This is a genomic window from Flavobacterium sp. (genome assembly GCF_013823965.1).
GTDB lineage: Bacteria > Bacteroidota > Bacteroidia > Flavobacteriales > Flavobacteriaceae > Flavobacterium.
The window spans coordinates 18,749-35,286 of record NZ_PNNA01000095.1; the positions used below are offsets into that span (position 1 = coordinate 18,749).

16 protein-coding genes and 2 pseudogenes are annotated in these 16,538 nt (G+C 33.9%); all 18 read right to left on the reverse strand.

Annotated elements, in window-relative coordinates; genetic code table 11:
* Positions 1 to 4: 4 nt before the first annotated feature.
* The 18 genes and pseudogenes from C0430_RS11205 to C0430_RS11290 all read right to left on the reverse strand — a co-directional run bounded on the left by C0430_RS11205 (position 5) and on the right by C0430_RS11290 (position 16,450).
* A complete protein-coding gene (locus C0430_RS11205) occupies positions 5 to 1,285 on the reverse strand; it encodes an efflux RND transporter permease subunit (protein ID WP_290869928.1) in 1,281 nt (426 codons plus the stop codon).
* A gap of 15 nt (positions 1,286 to 1,300) precedes the next feature.
* On the reverse strand, positions 1,301 to 1,861 hold the full coding sequence (locus C0430_RS11210) for a DUF3347 domain-containing protein (RefSeq protein ID WP_290869931.1): 561 nt from the start codon (positions 1,859 to 1,861) through the stop codon (positions 1,301 to 1,303).
* A gap of 23 nt (positions 1,862 to 1,884) precedes the next feature.
* Positions 1,885 to 2,343: a heme-binding domain-containing protein gene (locus tag C0430_RS11215; RefSeq protein WP_290869934.1), complete on the reverse strand. Its 459-nt coding sequence runs from the start codon at positions 2,341 to 2,343 to the stop codon at positions 1,885 to 1,887.
* A gap of 1 nt (position 2,344) precedes the next feature.
* Complete coding sequence (locus C0430_RS11220; RefSeq protein ID WP_290869937.1) at positions 2,345 to 2,896, reverse strand: DUF3347 domain-containing protein; 552 nt, start codon at positions 2,894 to 2,896, stop codon at positions 2,345 to 2,347.
* A 41-nt stretch (positions 2,897 to 2,937) separates the two neighbouring features.
* Positions 2,938 to 3,555: a heavy metal-binding domain-containing protein gene (locus C0430_RS11225; RefSeq protein WP_290869941.1), complete on the reverse strand. Its 618-nt coding sequence runs from the start codon at positions 3,553 to 3,555 to the stop codon at positions 2,938 to 2,940.
* 226 nt (positions 3,556 to 3,781) lie between these two features.
* A complete protein-coding gene (locus C0430_RS11230) occupies positions 3,782 to 4,147 on the reverse strand; it encodes a hypothetical protein (RefSeq protein WP_290869944.1) in 366 nt (121 codons plus the stop codon).
* A gap of 191 nt (positions 4,148 to 4,338) precedes the next feature.
* Positions 4,339 to 5,202, reverse strand: coding sequence for a DUF3943 domain-containing protein (locus C0430_RS11235; RefSeq protein ID WP_290869947.1), 864 nt, complete (start codon positions 5,200 to 5,202; stop codon positions 4,339 to 4,341).
* 62 nt (positions 5,203 to 5,264) lie between these two features.
* Positions 5,265 to 7,289: a heavy metal translocating P-type ATPase gene (locus tag C0430_RS11240; protein ID WP_290869950.1), complete on the reverse strand. Its 2,025-nt coding sequence runs from the start codon at positions 7,287 to 7,289 to the stop codon at positions 5,265 to 5,267.
* Positions 7,290 to 7,305: 16 nt separating this feature from the next.
* The gene (locus C0430_RS11245) at positions 7,306 to 7,512 is read right to left on the reverse strand and encodes a GDCCVxC domain-containing (seleno)protein (protein ID WP_290870183.1); all 207 of its coding nucleotides are present in this window, start codon (positions 7,510 to 7,512) and stop codon (positions 7,306 to 7,308) included.
* 97 nt (positions 7,513 to 7,609) lie between these two features.
* Positions 7,610 to 7,984, reverse strand: coding sequence for an STAS/SEC14 domain-containing protein (locus tag C0430_RS11250; RefSeq protein ID WP_290869953.1), 375 nt, complete (start codon positions 7,982 to 7,984; stop codon positions 7,610 to 7,612).
* 157 nt (positions 7,985 to 8,141) lie between these two features.
* Positions 8,142 to 8,609, reverse strand: coding sequence for an MgtC/SapB family protein (locus tag C0430_RS11255; RefSeq protein ID WP_290869956.1), 468 nt, complete (start codon positions 8,607 to 8,609; stop codon positions 8,142 to 8,144).
* 133 nt (positions 8,610 to 8,742) lie between these two features.
* Positions 8,743 to 9,075 carry a YnfA family protein gene (locus tag C0430_RS11260; protein WP_290869959.1) on the reverse strand — a complete coding sequence of 111 codons (333 nt, stop codon included), beginning with the start codon at positions 9,073 to 9,075 and terminating at the stop codon, positions 8,743 to 8,745.
* 202 nt (positions 9,076 to 9,277) lie between these two features.
* Positions 9,278 to 9,910 (reverse strand): phosphatase PAP2 family protein, encoded by a 633-nt coding sequence (locus tag C0430_RS11265; RefSeq protein ID WP_290869962.1) that lies wholly within the window; start codon positions 9,908 to 9,910, stop codon positions 9,278 to 9,280.
* A 141-nt stretch (positions 9,911 to 10,051) separates the two neighbouring features.
* On the reverse strand, positions 10,052 to 10,198 hold the full coding sequence (locus C0430_RS11270) for a hypothetical protein (protein ID WP_290869965.1): 147 nt from the start codon (positions 10,196 to 10,198) through the stop codon (positions 10,052 to 10,054).
* A 17-nt stretch (positions 10,199 to 10,215) separates the two neighbouring features.
* Positions 10,216 to 10,410: pseudogene (locus C0430_RS11275) on the reverse strand (GDCCVxC domain-containing (seleno)protein); the annotation flags it as partial.
* 75 nt (positions 10,411 to 10,485) lie between these two features.
* Positions 10,486 to 10,824: pseudogene (locus C0430_RS11280) on the reverse strand (MerC domain-containing protein); the annotation flags it as partial.
* A 26-nt stretch (positions 10,825 to 10,850) separates the two neighbouring features.
* Positions 10,851 to 12,116, reverse strand: a complete 1,266-nt coding sequence (locus C0430_RS11285) for an efflux RND transporter periplasmic adaptor subunit (protein WP_290869968.1) — start codon at positions 12,114 to 12,116, stop codon at positions 10,851 to 10,853.
* A gap of 11 nt (positions 12,117 to 12,127) precedes the next feature.
* Positions 12,128 to 16,450, reverse strand: coding sequence for a CusA/CzcA family heavy metal efflux RND transporter (locus C0430_RS11290; protein ID WP_290869971.1), 4,323 nt, complete (start codon positions 16,448 to 16,450; stop codon positions 12,128 to 12,130).
* Positions 16,451 to 16,538 lie beyond the last annotated feature (88 nt).

The following is a 16,538-nucleotide window of genomic DNA, read 5'->3' on the forward strand; positions in this document are numbered from 1 at the left end:
CCAATTACTGATTATTGTCCATTTCTTCTTGTTTCTCCGAAACTGTCCTGTATGCATTCTCAACCATTACAATACCATCATCAACAACAACACCAATTGCCAGAGCAATACCCGTTAATGACATAATATTAGATGAAATGCCAAATGCTTCAAGTAAAATAAAGCCAATGGACACAGAAATAGGTAATTGAATGAGTATAATTAAAGCACTTCGCCAATGAAAAAGGAAAAGAAGAACCACAAGAGAAACAGTAATCATAATTTCGATTAAAGTTCCTTTAACTGATGCGATTGCTTTTTCTATTAAATCACTTCGGTCATAAGAGGTTTTAAAAGTAACCCCTTCAGGCAATCCTTTTTCAACTTCTTTCATTTTTTCCTTGACTGCCGTTATTACCTTATCAGCATTTTCGCCATAACGCATTACCACAATTCCGCCAACAACTTCACCAGTGCCATTTTCATCAAAAATACCTAGTCTCAAATCGCCACCCATTTGTATTGAACCAATGTCTTTAACTTTTACAGGAACGGAATTATAATTTTTAATAGCAATCTCTTCCACGTCCTTTATGTTTTTGATATATCCTAATCCTCTTATAATGTATGACATATCACTCATTTCGAATTTTCGCCCACCAACATCGTTATTATTAGCCTTGACTGCATTCATCACTTCCATCATACTGACGTTATAGTATTGCATTTTCAAGGGATCCAACACTAATTGATACTGTTTTTCAAAACCACCAAAAGATGCCACTTCGGCAACTCCAGGAACAGTTTGCAAGGCGAATTTCACGTACCAATCTTGTAAGGCTCTTTGTTCACCCAAGTCCATACCGTTCGCATTTAAATGATACCAAAAAACGTGACCAACACCTGTACCATCTGGTCCCAATGTGGGAACTACATTTTGAGGTAACAATCGTTGCGCATAATTTAATCTTTCTAAAACCCGAGTTCTTGCCCAATATATATCGACATCATCCTCAAAAACAATATACACGAAGCTCATCCCAAACATAGATGCTCCACGAATATTTTTGACTTTTGGAATGCCTTGTAGGTTAGAAACCAATGGATAAGTAACCTGCGCTTCTATAACCTGTGGACTTCTTCCCATCCATTCCGTAAACACGATAACTTGATTTTCGGATAAATCAGGAATAGCGTCTATGGGATTTTGTTGCACACTGTAAACTCCCCAAGCAAATAAGCAAGCCGAAACCAGTAAGACAATTACCCGATTTCGTAGTGAGAATGTTATTAATTTTTCTACCATTATTTTTAATTTAGTTTAGTTAATTTGCTTTTTAACGCTACCACATTTTAGCATTTTGCTTCCATAATAAGGGTTTTTTACTTCTTTGCTTGTGCTTAACCACGCACTTCCTTTATCATACATTGGGCAAAACTGCTCATATAATGTGTTTGCAGTTCCAGTAATGGCAAGAAAATCGGCCACATCTTTGCTCAATGTTTTGAAATGTTCTCTTTGATGATCGATAGGGCTTTTTACAATGTGTTCGGCGTGCTCTGTTGCATCTACAATAATTTCGATAAGTTCCATTTGTTGCATTCCTTTATACGTTTTTCTATCAAATGCCTTTAGGGATACTATCAATTTCGACCCTGCTTGAGCCGCTTCTTTGGCATCATCATTCACCAAAGCATCTTTTAAATTGAAGTAATCACTTAAAATCGCCTCTGCTTTCGCATCGCTTTTTATAGTCATTTTGCTATGATCCATTTTCTTATTGTCCATTTTCATTGTGCTGTGGTTGTGTCCAGCTTGTGCGTTCACATAGGTTACTGCTAACAATAGTATTGCTGCTATACTCATTTTTAATCTCTTCATCTTTTTTTATTTTTAAATATTAATTATAAACTGTCTTTTAGTTGTGAAATCCAATTGATTATTTCTTTTTTTTGAGTGGCTGAAAGTGTTGCGTTTTTATGGATCATAGTGTAGGACGACAAAGGCATTTCGTTTGATTTGATTTGTTTGGCAATTCTATCTAATTTATTATTTTGTTTACGGGCACTATAATTTCCCCATTCATTGAAATTCAAATTTTCTTTACCTTCTTTAATATGACTTTCCATAAAAAACCGAGCGGGTTGAATGTAAGAGTACCAAGGATAATTGGTCTTGTTACTGTGGCAATCATAACAAGAGGTACGTAATATGGTTTCTACATTTTTAGGAACTTTATAAACTTTTGTAAAATTGGAAGTTATATCCTGCTCAAAACTTTCGTTACGAGCAGGTTGATATAACTGCATCAACAAAAAAATAATTAACCCAATAAAAAGTATCTTTTTGATGATTTTTTTCATTCTAGAATTCTTTTTTTATAGAACCGCAAGTAGCCATATCTTTTCCAAAATAAGGATTTGTAATTTCTTTGGTTTCGCTTATCCAAACAGCACCTTTGTTGTTATCTGCCATTGGGCAAAAATCCAGATAAAGTTTTTGATTGGTTCCGAATAATTGAATTAAGTCATCCATATCCTTACTTAAAGTTACAAAGTGCTCTCTTTGGTGTTCTATCTTTCCACCATTATCTCCAATATGCTCTGCGTGTTCTTTTACATCATCTGCAATACTCATATAAGCTTCCATCTGATCGGAAGAAACCTTTTCCATACCTGTTTTTGCCATTGTCTCTGACAATGCTTTTCCGGCATCAGCCGCAGCATCAGAATCATCAATTGCCAATGAATTTTTAATAGCTAAATAATTCTTTACAATTTTATCAATTGAAAAGGAGGATTGCCCAACAACTTCTGTTGTTGATTCTATTTTGATCGTTTCTTCCTGTTTGTTTTTTTGATTGCAGGAAATAATTGTTATTGCTAACGCTACTATTGTAATAATTCTATTTTTCATTTTGTTTGTTTTAGATTGTTAGTGTTGCTATTGGTAACGTTTTACTTTTTATCAGATTTTTTTTCAATCATATCCATTCCACATTTAGGGCATTCTCCTTTTATGTCGGCAGTTGTGCCATCCATTGGGCAAACATATCTTGTCACAATTTTAGTTTTAGGTTGACTGCCTTTTTGAGGATGGTTGTCTACAGTTTCGGTGATTTTTACCATTCCTGTTCCACATTTAGAACATTTTCCTTCAGTTTCAGAAGTTGAGCCATCTGTAGGACAAACATATTTTGTCACAATTTTAGTTTTAGGTTGGCTACCTTTCAGTGCGTGGGTATCTACTTTTTCGGTAGTTTTTACCATTTTCATTGCACATTTAGAACATTCACCTGGTTTATCAGAAGTTGATCCATCCATTGGGCAAACATATTTTGTTACCGTTTTAGTCATCGGTTGACTACCTTTTGTAGCGTTGGTAGGTACTTTTTCGGTAATTTTTGTTAATGCCATTCCGCATTTTGGGCATTTTCCTGCACTTGGATTCATCTTGTCGGGATGGGTAGGGCAAATGTAAATTGTTTCAGGGCTTTCTTTTTTTGCAGCTGTTTGAGCTGATATTGATGTGATTGCTATTAAGAATACGCTTAATACGATTATTAAATTTTTCATTTTATTTGATTTTATAAAACAGGGTAATGCCTTCATCGAAATTTTCGATTTAGTGAATTACAGTTTCGTTAATAAGTATAGATAATTTTTAAATTGAACACGCTAAAGCATAAGTAAACAATAGCAAAAAGCTATAATTTAATAGTTGATTAGCCAATAAAAAATAAATGATTTAAAAGCAAGAATTGCTTTCAATTTGACACACCTATGGCTGTCAAAATTTGATTTAGCTTATTTTTGGTATAAGCCAAAGAGAGGAAAAACCAGAAGAAAGATTGTCTTCTGAATTGAAATAATTTGATTTTTTTTCTGAAAAAGCAAAATTACTGTTGTTGAATTGTATTTCGAAAAATACTACACTAAATTGAGTTGAAGTAGTTACACAATTTGAATGACCACATTTTCCATTACAGCCTTCGCCTTTTTTATTTTTTGAATGATTATCATTTTTGCAACAATCCATTTTTTCTGTATTTGCAGAAGTTTCTTTGTTGCAAGAATCTTTTTCTGAATTACTTCCACACGCAAAAGTTACCGTTGGTATCAAGAAGATACCAAGTATAACTATTACTAAAATGTGAAACTTATTCATTTAAACCTTAATTTGCATCAAAAATAATCAAATTATATTGATTTGGCATTAACATTGTGTTAAAAAGTTTGTACATTAAATCAGAAAAGACATTAATTCTAAAATTAAATATGCTTTTTCTTAAATAATGACTACACTCTAAAACTTCATTCTCTGAATTCTAATTGCATTCAAAATAGTCAATTTGAAAACTAAAAGCTAGCCGAAAATTTAAGTCCTAAAGTAGCATTTTTGGTATATGGATTGAAGCCTACAGGAGCTACATTAAGTTGTGTTTTTACCTTTTGCTTGTAACCAAAACTATCCATAATAGTATTAAGAGGATCCATCAAAAACAAAGAGGTTTTACCTAGAAATCTCGAATTTAAAATTTTGGAATTATTTTTAAGAATACTTTTCTTAGCATAGAAAAATCCTTCACCCACAACAGAACCCAAGACAGGTGTAACTATTAAATCCTGAACAGAAGGTATTTCAGCAAAAGCTTCAATTCCATATTCCCAAAAAAAGGTTGACATTATAGCTGAATAAGTAAAAGATTCAAAGATGTTAAAACCATTACTTCTAGCTGTCATATAATAGACACCTCCAAAATAGGGGTGCATTACATAATTTAAAAAGAAATTATCTTCGTCTACTACTGGACCTGCTTTCACATTTTCTTTCCATTTAGCTCCAATTCCATTTTTTTTCATTTCTTCTTTATCCCATTGAGTGAAGCTTTCTGGGAGTAACCATAAAACACCATAAGCAACAATAGTAGTTCCAAAAACAATAGCGGTATTGTAGCCTAATTTTCTATAATCTCTTGTTAAAGATGGGTATGTAATAGTATCATTAATCTGTAAAGTTCTATTTAGCTGAACTATATTCTCTTTGGTAATAATATAAGTTCTAGTATCTGTATTTTCTAATATATCCTTACTAGAATTAGAAGTCAATAAAGATGTGTCTAATGAGAATTTATCCGTATAAATTGTATTTAATTGTTGTGCAAATGTTGTAATTCCTATCAATGTAAAAAGTAGGATGTAAATATTTTTATTTGTTTGCATTGTATTAATTTAAAATATGTTTTCTCTTATTTGTTATTAAGAGTATATGATTTATAGATTAATTAAAACTTCATTCGTTGTATTCTAACTGCATTTAATATTGCTAATAATGCTACCCCAACATCGGCAAAAACGGCTTCCCACATTGTGGCTAACCCTCCTGCTCCGAGTACCAAAACAATAGCTTTTACTGCAAACGCTAAACCAATGTTTTGATAGACAATTTGTTTGGTTTTTTTACCGATGTTTATTGCTGTATATATTTTATAGGGCTGGTCGTTTTGAATTACGATATCGGCTGTTTCGATTGTTGCATCACTTCCTAAACCACCCATTGCAATTCCTGCATCGGCTAGGGCTACCACGGGTGCATCATTTACACCATCGCCCACAAAGGCTAATTTTAGATTCTGAGATTTTAATTCCTCGACTTTTTGGACTTTGTTTTCAGGCAGCAAATCGCCATACGCTTGATCGATATTCAATTCTTTGGCAACAGCATCAACAACGGCTTGTTTATCTCCCGAAAGCATTACTGTTTTTACATTTATTTTATGCAGACTTTCAATAGCTTGTTTGGAATCTTCCTTGATTTCATCAGCAATCAAAAAGTAGCCTGCATATTTTTGATTAATAGCAATAACAATTATTGTAAATGGCGTATTGTCAATTTCAGCATCGTAACTGATGTTGAATTTCTTCATCAATTTTACATTTCCTGCCAAGATTTCTTTTCCATCTACTTTCCCTTTTAGTCCGTGTCCTGCAATTTCTTCGACATCGGTAACGGCTACATTTTTTTCAGCACCTTTGGCATATTCAATAATAGCAGTTCCCACAGGATGTGTTGATTTGGTTTCTAATGCTGCTGTAAATTTTACTAAATCAGCTTCGGAAATATCCACTGCTACGACTTTTTGAACTTTGAAAACACCTTTGGTCAGTGTTCCAGTTTTATCCATAACTACCACTTGAATGGCCGCCATAATATCGAGAAAATTAGATCCTTTGACCAGAATTCCGTTTTTACTTGCTGCACCAATTCCGCCAAAATATCCTAACGGAATGGAGATTACCAATGCACACGGACAGGAAATAACCAAAAAGATTAATGCTCTGTACAACCAATCGCTGAATACATAATTATCGAGAAAAAGCATTGGCAACACGCAAATTGCAATGGCTAAAAACACCACTATTGGTGTGTATATTTTGGCAAATTTTCTAATGAATAATTCAGTTGGTGCTTTTTTGGCTGTGGCATCTTGCACCATTTCGAGAATTTTAGATAATTTACTATCGGTGTAGGCCGTAGTTACCTCGACAAGAACAACTGTATTGAGATTTATCATTCCGGCAAGAACAATTGCATCTTTTTGTTTGGTGTCTGGTTTACTTTCTCCTGTTAGTGCCGCTGTATTGAACGAGGCTGTATCAGAAAGTAATTTTCCGTCTAATGCTAATTTTTCTCCCGGTTTTAATTGAATGATTTCTCCAATGGTGATTTCTGATGCTTTTTTAGAAATGGCGTTTTTACCTTCCATTACAGTTGCAGTATCAGGTCGTTGGTCGAGCAAGGATTTTATATTGGCTTTTGCTCTTTTGACTGCCAATGTCTGGAATATTTCGCCAATGGCATAAAATAACATTACCGCAACACCTTCGGGATATTCGCCAATAGCAAATGCTCCGATGGTGGCAATACTCATTAACAGGAATTCTGAAAAGATTTCGCCTTTTCGGATACTTTCAAAAGCTTCCTTGATTACAGGCAAACCAACAGGTAAATAAGTTATTGCATACCAAACTATTCTCTCCCAATCCGTGAACCAAGTTTGTGGAAAATAGTTATCGAATGCAATTGCAATGAGCAATAACACAAAACTCAAGATTGCCGGGACGAACATTCTAAAGGTACTTTCGCTTTGTTGTGAATGGTCGTGGTCGTGTCCGTCATCATCAGAATGTTCCGATTTAGAGTCAACAGCACAACAACCGATTTCAATATCAGTTTCTTGATTTATTTTTTCTTCCAATGTGCAACAAAGCTGTTTGCCGTTTGCATCGTATTTGTGTTGGTGTTTCATTTTGTTTTGATATTAATTAACAACAATTATCTCCTGCTTGTATTGGTGGACATTTTACTGAACCGTAGCTACAATAAACACAACAATCCCCTTCTAATGGTTTGAGTATTACTTTGCATTTTTCACATTCATAAAAGAACTGACAAGCATTGGTTGGCATTATCTCTTCTTTTCTGTATCCGCAGTTGGGACAAGTTAAAGTTGATTTTAATTTCATAATTATTTAATTTTGATGTACATCGAATCAATTTATCGTTTGTAAAGTATTTATGTTTAAGTTTATTTTATTTATTATCAATGTAATTTGTTTCAATCTCTACTTATTGATTTAGAATCCATTCTTTTGCTTTTTCTCTGTCGGGCAAATCGAAATACATCAACTTGGCTTTTGTAAATGGTTTCATAATTGAACGCATACTCTTTTCCCATTTTTTAACACCTACAATAGCAATTCTTTCGATATCCGCAGAATGTGTAAAATTCATTTTCCCATAATTGATTTCGATAACACCATCTTCCCAAAAACCATTTGAACCAGAATCATCGTCCATTTCAAAATACCATCGAACTTTTTTACCAGTACCAATAATATTATGGATAAAAGGATGAATTTTTTCATAATCTTTAATACCCAATAAATCATTTGCCCTTGTAGCTATGATATTTTCCCCTGTAAAATCTAAAAGCTGTAGCATAATTATAAATATTTTGAATTTCAAAGTTGACTAATTCTTTTTTAAGTTAATAAATACTAGATTTTTACCATAGGTGATGCAACTTTTGATTCAGCAGAAGTTGTGTTTAATGTAGTCATAATTATTATCTTTTAAATTATTCTCACTATTTTAAATACTAATTGTTGCAGTCTTCTTCTCCATACTTGTGTATCATTTTTTGCTTCCATCTTATATACCATTTTTGATGGTGTAATGAAAGTAGAAAATACAACGAACAAGCACCTATTATAGCTATAATAAACATATCTAATCCAACGGCAACACCAACGGCTGATGTACACCAAACCGTAGCTGCTGTTGTTAATCCGTGTGATGTTCCTGCGCCAGAATTGCGATAAATAATTCCCGCACCAAGAAAACCAACACCTGTAATGATGTTAGCAATTACTCTTGAAGTGTCCGACGGATTGTTGACCAAATGTGCTGTAATGGCTGTAAACAATGTTGCTCCGATACAAACGGCTGCATATGTTCTTATTCCAGCATCCCGACCGTGCCTTTCTCTATCTAAACCAATGAAAGCACCCAGCAAAAAGGAAACAATAAGTTTTGAAATTATAATTAATTCTGCATTTATATCCATTTTTAGTTTTTAAATTAAGTATTTTTTTAAATTTAACCGTTTTTACGAGTAATCATATAAATAATATAGGCTACGGGTATAACAAAGTTGCTTACCTTTTGCATCGTATTTTTGTTGATGTTTCATAATTTTTTTATTTTCTTGGTATAAATAAAATAATTGCTATACCAGCAATTATAATAGATATGCCTATTAAGTCGTATTTATCCGGTTTAAAATTATCAATCTTCCACGCCCATATTAATGCCATTACGATGAAAATTCCACCATATACAACATAGGCTTTTCCAAAAGAAACGGTTTGTAAAGTCATCACATATCCATACAAAGCAAGAATTATTGCTCCAAAAATACCATACCAAATCGACTTTTCTTCTTTCAACCAAAGCCAAACGAGATAACCTCCACCTATTTCACATAAACCAGCAAGGATAAAAAACACTACAATTTTAATAAATGAAATCATATTATTTTTGTTTTTTAAAACCACAAAATTGAAAATACTGAAATCGTATCAAAAGGCGTTTTTATGTTCTTCTGTAAAACAGTTGAGAGCCTCAAAACTTTCTTTAAAAAGTATGTTTCATTGTATTTTCAGAATATTCGTAACCTTTTTATTTTTACTATATATAAAACATAAGTATTTGATTTTAAGTAAAAAAAACTATTTATTCCCAAAGCTGTGGGATTTTTTTACTCTGTTTTTTATTTACCCATTTATTCAATTTATAGCAAAGATAAGCCGATCCGCTTCCTATGATTGCACCAGCTAACACGTCACTTGGATAATGAACGCCCAATGCCATACGAGAATAGCCTACCGCACTTGCCCACGCAAACGAAGGAGCAATAATGTACCATTTTGGATACGCCATACTCAAGGAAGTGGCAGTTGCAAAAGCTAAAGAAGCGTGCCCTGATGGGAAAGACGGTCCTGTTGCTGTTGTCGCTTGTTCAATATCTGGATAAGTTACAAAGGGTCGTTCTCTATTTACTGTTTCTTTTAAAGCAAATGTTATAAATCCTGAAGCCAAAAAGACTTCTCCAATAAAAATAGCTTTCTTTTTGACGGTACTATCTTTCATTATCAATCCGACAGAGTACATAATAATTGGAGTTCCAATACTTATAGGAGCTAGACTATTTGTAATTCCTCTTAATGCTGGATCCAGTGATTCGTTTCTATTATGATTTATGTTTCTTAAAACATCAATGTCTAAATTCTGGGCATTTGTAAAGTTTATGCAAAAAAACAGCACCACTAAATTGGTTATTTGCAACAAATTTATTTTGTTTTTCATTTTTCTGTCTTTTTAATCAAAATTTTTATAATGCAAATGAGTACAGAAAATAGTACTCATTTACATTATACTTTTTAATGCTTGTGTTCTTCATCGTGCGAATGACCGTGTTTTTTATCTTCGGCAGACATTTCCTTCTCTTTACAGTTTGTGACCATCATAAGAATGATTTTCTGAATCATTGTGAGTAGAACAACCTGATTGTTTGTCGGTTTTGTGATTTATTTTTTCTTCCTGTGTGCAACAAAGCTGTTTGCCGTTTGCATCGTATTTGTGTTGGTGTTTCATTTTTTTTATATAATATGTTAACAACAATTATCTCCCGCTTGTATTGGCGGACATTTTACGGAACCGTAGCTACAATAAACACAACAATCACCCTCTAATGGTTTGAGTATTGTTTTACATTTTTCGCATTCGTAAAAGAACTGACAAGCATCGGTTGGCATTAATTCCTCTTTTTTGTGTCCGCAGTTGGGGCAAGTTAAAGTTGATTTTAATTCAACCGTTTTTCCTTCATAGGTTGTGCAGGTCTTGCAGTTTCCGTGAAGTTTATTTTGGTAATAATTTACGATTGTAGCAATAAGAAGTCCAAACATTCCGGTATAAATTAAGTAAGTTGGATTTTCTATTTTGCTAAAATAATAAGCAAAGAATATTACTATTCCACTCGGAATAGCAATTAGCAAAGGATACAAACAAAGATGTTTTCGGTAAGAAATATAAAGTCCTCCGATTGCAATTAAAACCATCGCTTGAAAAATCCACATTGTCCAACCTCCAAATAGTTCGATACTTCCAAGTCCAAGTGCTGATGCCCCGAAAGCAAATAATGGAAAACAACAAGGGGAAAATAGTGCCGTAATGAAAAGCCCAATTGTTCCCAATTTGTCAATGTTTGATTTTAGCTTCATTTTTTTAATTTATTAAATATCAATTGTTAATGTTCGTGTTCTCCGCCACCTTTCATAGCAGAAAGTAAATAAAATGCTCCTTTAATCACAATTTTTGCATCGGCAGGAATTGCTTCAACAAATTTCACTTCGGTATAACCCAAATCAGTTGTTCCTGGTACAACTTCTATTGCTTTGAAATGTACTTCGTTGTGTTCTTCTTCCTCGCCAACAGCTTCTTCAGAATGTGCTTCGCCCTCTTTGTGTTCGTGTGCTTCTGCTTTTTTAGCTGTGGCTTTTTCTTCGTGTTCTTCTTGGATATAGACAAAGTATTTATCTCCATTTTTAATTACAGCATCTTTGGGTAGGGCAGGAACGGTTGTGTTTTTAATATTGATATTGGCAGCAACATACATTCCGGAAATTAAATCTTTAGAATCGGCCGGATTAATTTTGGCGTGAACAGCAACGGTTTTACTTTCGTTCGAAAATGATTTGTTGATGCCAAATATTTTTCCTTTGATGGATTTGTTTCCTTGGTTTGTCAAAATAAAATCGATAGTCTGCCCAACAGCAATAGATCCTAAATCTTTTTCGTAAACATTCAAATCCAAGTGCATTTGGCTATTATCAACCACTTCAAAAAGGGTTATTCCTGTTTCGGCAAATGCTCCTTTGGCAATGCTGATTTTTCCAACATAACCTGAAATTGGTGCAACAATTGGCACTAAACTAGAACCGCTTGTACTCATATTCAAGGCTTGTAATTTGTTTTTTGCTGCCTGCGCTCTCGCTCTTTCAACGGCTAGTTTTGATTTTACTTCCTGAAGCACTTTTCTAGGATTTACATTTTCATCACTTAATGTTTTCTGGCGATTGTATTCTAATTGCAGGTATTCGATATTAGCGATAGCTGAATTATAATCTTCCTGCATTTCAACTACCTCCAAGTTTTGAATGGTTGCCAATATTTTCCCTTTGCTAACAAAAGTGCCTTCCAAAACGAAAATATCTTTAACCGTTCCGCCAATTAAGGTTGAAATATTAGCCATATTTTGAGGAGGAACTGTCGTGTAGCCATTGGCTTTTATCACTAAATTAAGATTCCTGTTTTCTAAAGTTCCTGTTTGAATACCCACCGTTTTAAATTGTACAGCAGTTAATGCTACTTCGTTTTCTGATTTTTCTTCTTCGTGGGCTTCTTCTGTTTTTTTGTCGGCACAAGAATTTAGAGTAAAGAAAATTGAAAATAGAATAAAGAGGTTGAAGAAATAACCAAGTTTGTTATTTTGTTTTAAAAATATATTTTTCATTTTAAGAAATTTTATTTGTTAGAAATGGATGGGAATTGCAATTGAATTGCACTTTGATTATAAGCATTAGTAGCTTCGGCATTTTGTTTTTTGATGTCGATAGCCTGATTCAAAAAACTGATGTACGACCAATAACTCATATCGCCGTTGGCATAACTTTTTTCAGCCGTTGTAATGATTTGTTCCGCATATTGCAAACCTTCCTTTTGATAATAGTCTAATGCTTTTTGTTGCTTATCGAAATTATTTTTCAATTCCTGCATTTGCAATTTCAAAGCCAATCTGTTTTTGTCTAATTCTAATTGTGATTGCGAAATACTTATGGCAGATGCTTTGGCTTTGGCAGAATTTACACCTCCAAATACAGGGATTTGTAAACCCGCCGTAAATCCTTGAAAATAAGATTTGGTATCGATGGTTTGTCCAAAATACCCCAATCCTAATTTTGGTGTTCGCAATGCTTTGAAAGTGTTTGCTTCTTTTTGATACACCGAAATTTGTTGTGTATAATAATCCGTTACTAACGTTTCTACTTTTGATTGGTTTTCATTAGTCTTCATTGAAAACTGCATTGGTGTTGCACTATCCGGCACAATATTGTCTTCTGTTTGAATAAAAAACTGCAATTGTTTTTGATAAATCGCCAAATCAAATTCGAGTTGTGCTTGCTGTGTTTCTATTTCTTTTGATTTTGCTTTGGCACTGATTACTTCAATTTTTCCGCTTTCACCCGTTTCAAAACGTAGTTCCGCATTTTTTAGGAATTTTGAATAAATGGCCAACAAATCCGTATTCAGTTTTTGGATAGAAACACCATACAAATATTGATAGTAGGCGATAGTTACCGCTTTTTCAATCTCATATTCGGATAAAGCTTTTCGCTTTTCGGCAAGTTTTACCAATTCTTCCTGCAGTTGTCGGTTGGCTTTTGTAATGCTACCAATGGGAAAATACTGTTGCACAGAAACATTATGGTCATAATCGACACTATTGAATTGTCCGCCCTGGTATTGCACTTGCAAAGGGTCAGCTTGAAATGCTGTCTTTTTAAGAACCGTTTGTTTTTCAATTTCCTTATCAGCAATTTTTAAATCGATGTTATTAGTTTTTGCCATTTCGATGGCTTTTTGTAATGAAACAGGCTGACTATTTTGTGAGAATGCTACACAACTAATTAGTAAAAACCAAATGGTTACAAAAGGTTGTCTTTTTTTAATTTTTTTAATTTTCATACCGTTGTCAAATAGTAAATAAAGTATTGGTAAAACAATCAGCGTTAATAGTGTAGCCGATAATAATCCGCCAATAACAACCGTTGCCAATGGTTTTTGAACTTCAGCTCCACCGCTTGTTGATAATGCCATTGGCATAAATCCTAAAGAGGCTACGGCAGCTGTCATTAAAACAGGGCGTAATCGTGTTTTTGTACCCATTAAGACTCTTTGTAATGGATCTGTTATTCCTTCAGTTTTAAGCTGATTGAAATATGAAATCAATACAATTCCGTTCAATACTGCAATTCCAAATAAGGCTATAAATCCAATTCCTGCCGAAATACTAAAAGGCATTCCTCGCATCCAGAGTGCGAAAACACCACCAATGGCTGATAATGGAATAGCTGTAAATATTAGCAAAGATTGTTTCATACTATTGAAAGTAAAATATAACAGCACCATTATTAATGCTAATGCAATAGGTAAAGCAACCGAAAGTCTTTTCGTAGCTTCAATTAAGTTTTCGAATTGTCCGCCATAGGTAACATAATAGCCTGCAGGAAGTTTGAAATCTTTGTCTAATTTTTGTTGAATTTCTTCTACAACGCTTTTTATATCTCGACCACGCACGTTTAATCCAACGGTAATTCTACGTTTACCATCCTCACGAGAAACCTGAACAGGACCTTGCTCATAAGAAACTGTTGCTACTTGTGAAAGTGGTACTTGTTGTCCGTTTGGTAGTGGAATAAACAAATTACTTACATCGGTAATATCTGTACGACTGGCGGCATCCATTCGCACTACTACGTCAAAACGTTTGCTTTGTTCATATATTTTACCCGCACTTTCTCCTGCAAATGAGGAACGGATGATTTGGTTGATATCCGTAATATTCAAACCATATAAGGCAATTTTATTGTAATCGTATTTTACAGTAATTTGCGGCAAACCAGTTACTTTATCTGCTTTTAAGTCTCCAATTCCTTCAATATTATTGACTTTAGCAATCAATTCTTTGGCTTTAGTATCTAAAATTTCTAAATCATCCCCGAATATTTTAATGGCAATATCACTTCGGCTTCCTGTCATTAATTCGTTGAAACGCATTTGAATGGGTTGTGAGACTTCGATATTAGCACCTGGAATCGCTTCCATTTCTTCTTTCATTGCATTGGCTAAATCTTCCCAATTGTCGTAATCACCTGTCCATTCACTTTTGTCTTTTAGTACAATAATCATATCCCCACTTTCTATAGGCATTGGATCCGTTGGAATTTCACCACTTCCAATTTTGGTTACTATGGTTTTAATTTCGGGAAATTTAGCTTTTAGAATTTTTTCATATTCTGTGGTTGTTTTTATCATTTGCGAAAGGGAACTTCCTGTCATAATTGTAGCATTTAAGGCTAAATCTCCTTCTTCAATTGTTGGAATGAATTCGCCACCCATATTTTGAAAAATTACTAATGCCAATACAAATAGACCTAATGAAATTGCCAAAACTGCTTTTTTGAAACGTAACGCTTTTTCTAAAAAAGGAGTATATATTCCTTCGAACCAAGCCATCATTCTATCACTAAAATTCGGTTTGTGTTCCGTGTTTTTTGATAAGAACATTGCGCTCATCATTGGCACATAAGTTAATGACATTACAAATGCTCCAATTACTGCAAATCCTACAGTCATTGCCATTGGGCGGAACATTTTTCCTTCTGTCCCAACTAATGCCAAGATTGGCAAATACACAATTAAGATAATTATTTCCCCAAAAGCAGCACTGTTTCTAATTTTGGAAGCCGATTGATATACCTCGCTATCCATTTCTGCTTGGGTTAAATCTTTTTGTCTTTTAAGCTTTTGTAAATGGTGCATTGTGGCTTCGACAATTATAACCGCACCATCGACAATAATTCCAAAATCGATTGCCCCTAAACTCATTAGATTTCCGCTTACTCCAAAGGTATTCATCAAAATCACAGCGAAAAGCATTGATAATGGAATTACAGATGCTACAATTAGTCCTGCACGAAGATTTCCAAGAAATAATATCAGTACAAATATTACTATTAATGCACCTTCCAATAGGTTTTTAGTAACAGTTCCTATGGCACTATCTACTAATTTTCCTCTATCGATAAAAGCTTCAGCAACCACTCCCTCTGGAAGAGTTTTGTTGATCTGATCCATTTTTTCTTTTACTCTATTGACAACTGCACTTGAATTTTCTCCTTTTAGCATAAGAGCCATTCCACATACAATTTCTCCTTTTCCGTCTTTAGTAGATGCCCCATAACGTAGTGCTACACCTTCTCGAACTTCGGCTACATTTCGAACTAAAATAGGTGCTCCGTTTTTATTTGCAACCACTATGTTTTCTAAATCTTTGATGCCTGTAGCCATACCGACACCACGAATGAAATAAGAGTATTGGTCTTTTTCAATATAAGCACCACCTGTATTTTGATTGTTTTTTTCGAGTGCCTCAAAAATATCGGTAATGGTTATTCCTAAACTATTTAGTTTATTCGGATTAATAGCCACTTCGTATTGTTTTAATTTTCCTCCCCAAGTACTGACTTCGGCAACACCTTCAACACCCTGTAATTGTGGAGTGATAATCCAATCTTGAATGGTTCGTAATTTTACGGCATCGTATTTATCTTCATAGCCTTTTTTAGCATATACATCGTATTGGTATATTTCTCCTAGACCTGTAGAAATAGGTCCTAATTCTGGAGAGCCTGCATATTTAGGAATGTTTTCTTCGGCTTGCTTTAAGCGTTGAAAAATTTGCTCTCTTGCCCAATAAATATCCACATCATCTTTAAAAACAACAGTTACCACAGATAATCCGAAACGAGAGATACTTCTCAATTCAATTACTTTTGGAATCGTTTTTACAGCTTGTTCGAGTGGATAGGTAATTAATTGTTCTACTTCCTGACTTGCTAAAGTAGGGGCAGTGGTAATTATTTGTACTTGATTATTAGTTACATCTGGCAAGGCATCCAGCGGTAAATTTTTAATAGAATAACTTCCCCAGGCTATAAGCACAAGGGTAAATAAGAGTATAATGAACTTGTTCTTTATACTAAATTGTATGATTTTGTCTAACATTGAAATATTATAATGAATTAGAAATCAGCAAATAGAATATTTGCCATTATTTGTGAAAAGGTCACAATTTTCTAACCCGAAATTACTC

Coding starts and splice junctions, on each gene's coding strand:
- C0430_RS11230 (WP_290869944.1), bottom strand. CDS start 4,147: ATGAATAAGTTTCACATTTTAGTAATAGTTATACTTGGTATCTTCTTG.
- C0430_RS11210 (WP_290869931.1), bottom strand. CDS start 1,861: ATGAAGAGATTAAAAATGAGTATAGCAGCAATACTATTGTTAGCAGTA.
- C0430_RS11260 (WP_290869959.1), bottom strand. CDS start 9,075: ATGATTTCATTTATTAAAATTGTAGTGTTTTTTATCCTTGCTGGTTTA.
- C0430_RS11235 (WP_290869947.1), bottom strand. CDS start 5,202: ATGCAAACAAATAAAAATATTTACATCCTACTTTTTACATTGATAGGA.
- C0430_RS11250 (WP_290869953.1), bottom strand. CDS start 7,984: ATGCTACAGCTTTTAGATTTTACAGGGGAAAATATCATAGCTACAAGG.
- C0430_RS11225 (WP_290869941.1), bottom strand. CDS start 3,555: ATGAAAAATTTAATAATCGTATTAAGCGTATTCTTAATAGCAATCACA.
- C0430_RS11220 (WP_290869937.1), bottom strand. CDS start 2,896: ATGAAAAATAGAATTATTACAATAGTAGCGTTAGCAATAACAATTATT.
- C0430_RS11255 (WP_290869956.1), bottom strand. CDS start 8,609: ATGGATATAAATGCAGAATTAATTATAATTTCAAAACTTATTGTTTCC.
- C0430_RS11205 (WP_290869928.1), bottom strand. CDS start 1,285: ATGGTAGAAAAATTAATAACATTCTCACTACGAAATCGGGTAATTGTC.
- C0430_RS11265 (WP_290869962.1), bottom strand. CDS start 9,910: ATGAAAAACAAAATAAATTTGTTGCAAATAACCAATTTAGTGGTGCTG.
- C0430_RS11290 (WP_290869971.1), bottom strand. CDS start 16,450: ATGTTAGACAAAATCATACAATTTAGTATAAAGAACAAGTTCATTATA.
- C0430_RS11215 (WP_290869934.1), bottom strand. CDS start 2,343: ATGAAAAAAATCATCAAAAAGATACTTTTTATTGGGTTAATTATTTTT.
- C0430_RS11270 (WP_290869965.1), bottom strand. CDS start 10,198: ATGAAACACCAACACAAATACGATGCAAACGGCAAACAGCTTTGTTGC.
- C0430_RS11240 (WP_290869950.1), bottom strand. CDS start 7,289: ATGAAACACCAACACAAATACGATGCAAACGGCAAACAGCTTTGTTGC.
- C0430_RS11285 (WP_290869968.1), bottom strand. CDS start 12,116: ATGAAAAATATATTTTTAAAACAAAATAACAAACTTGGTTATTTCTTC.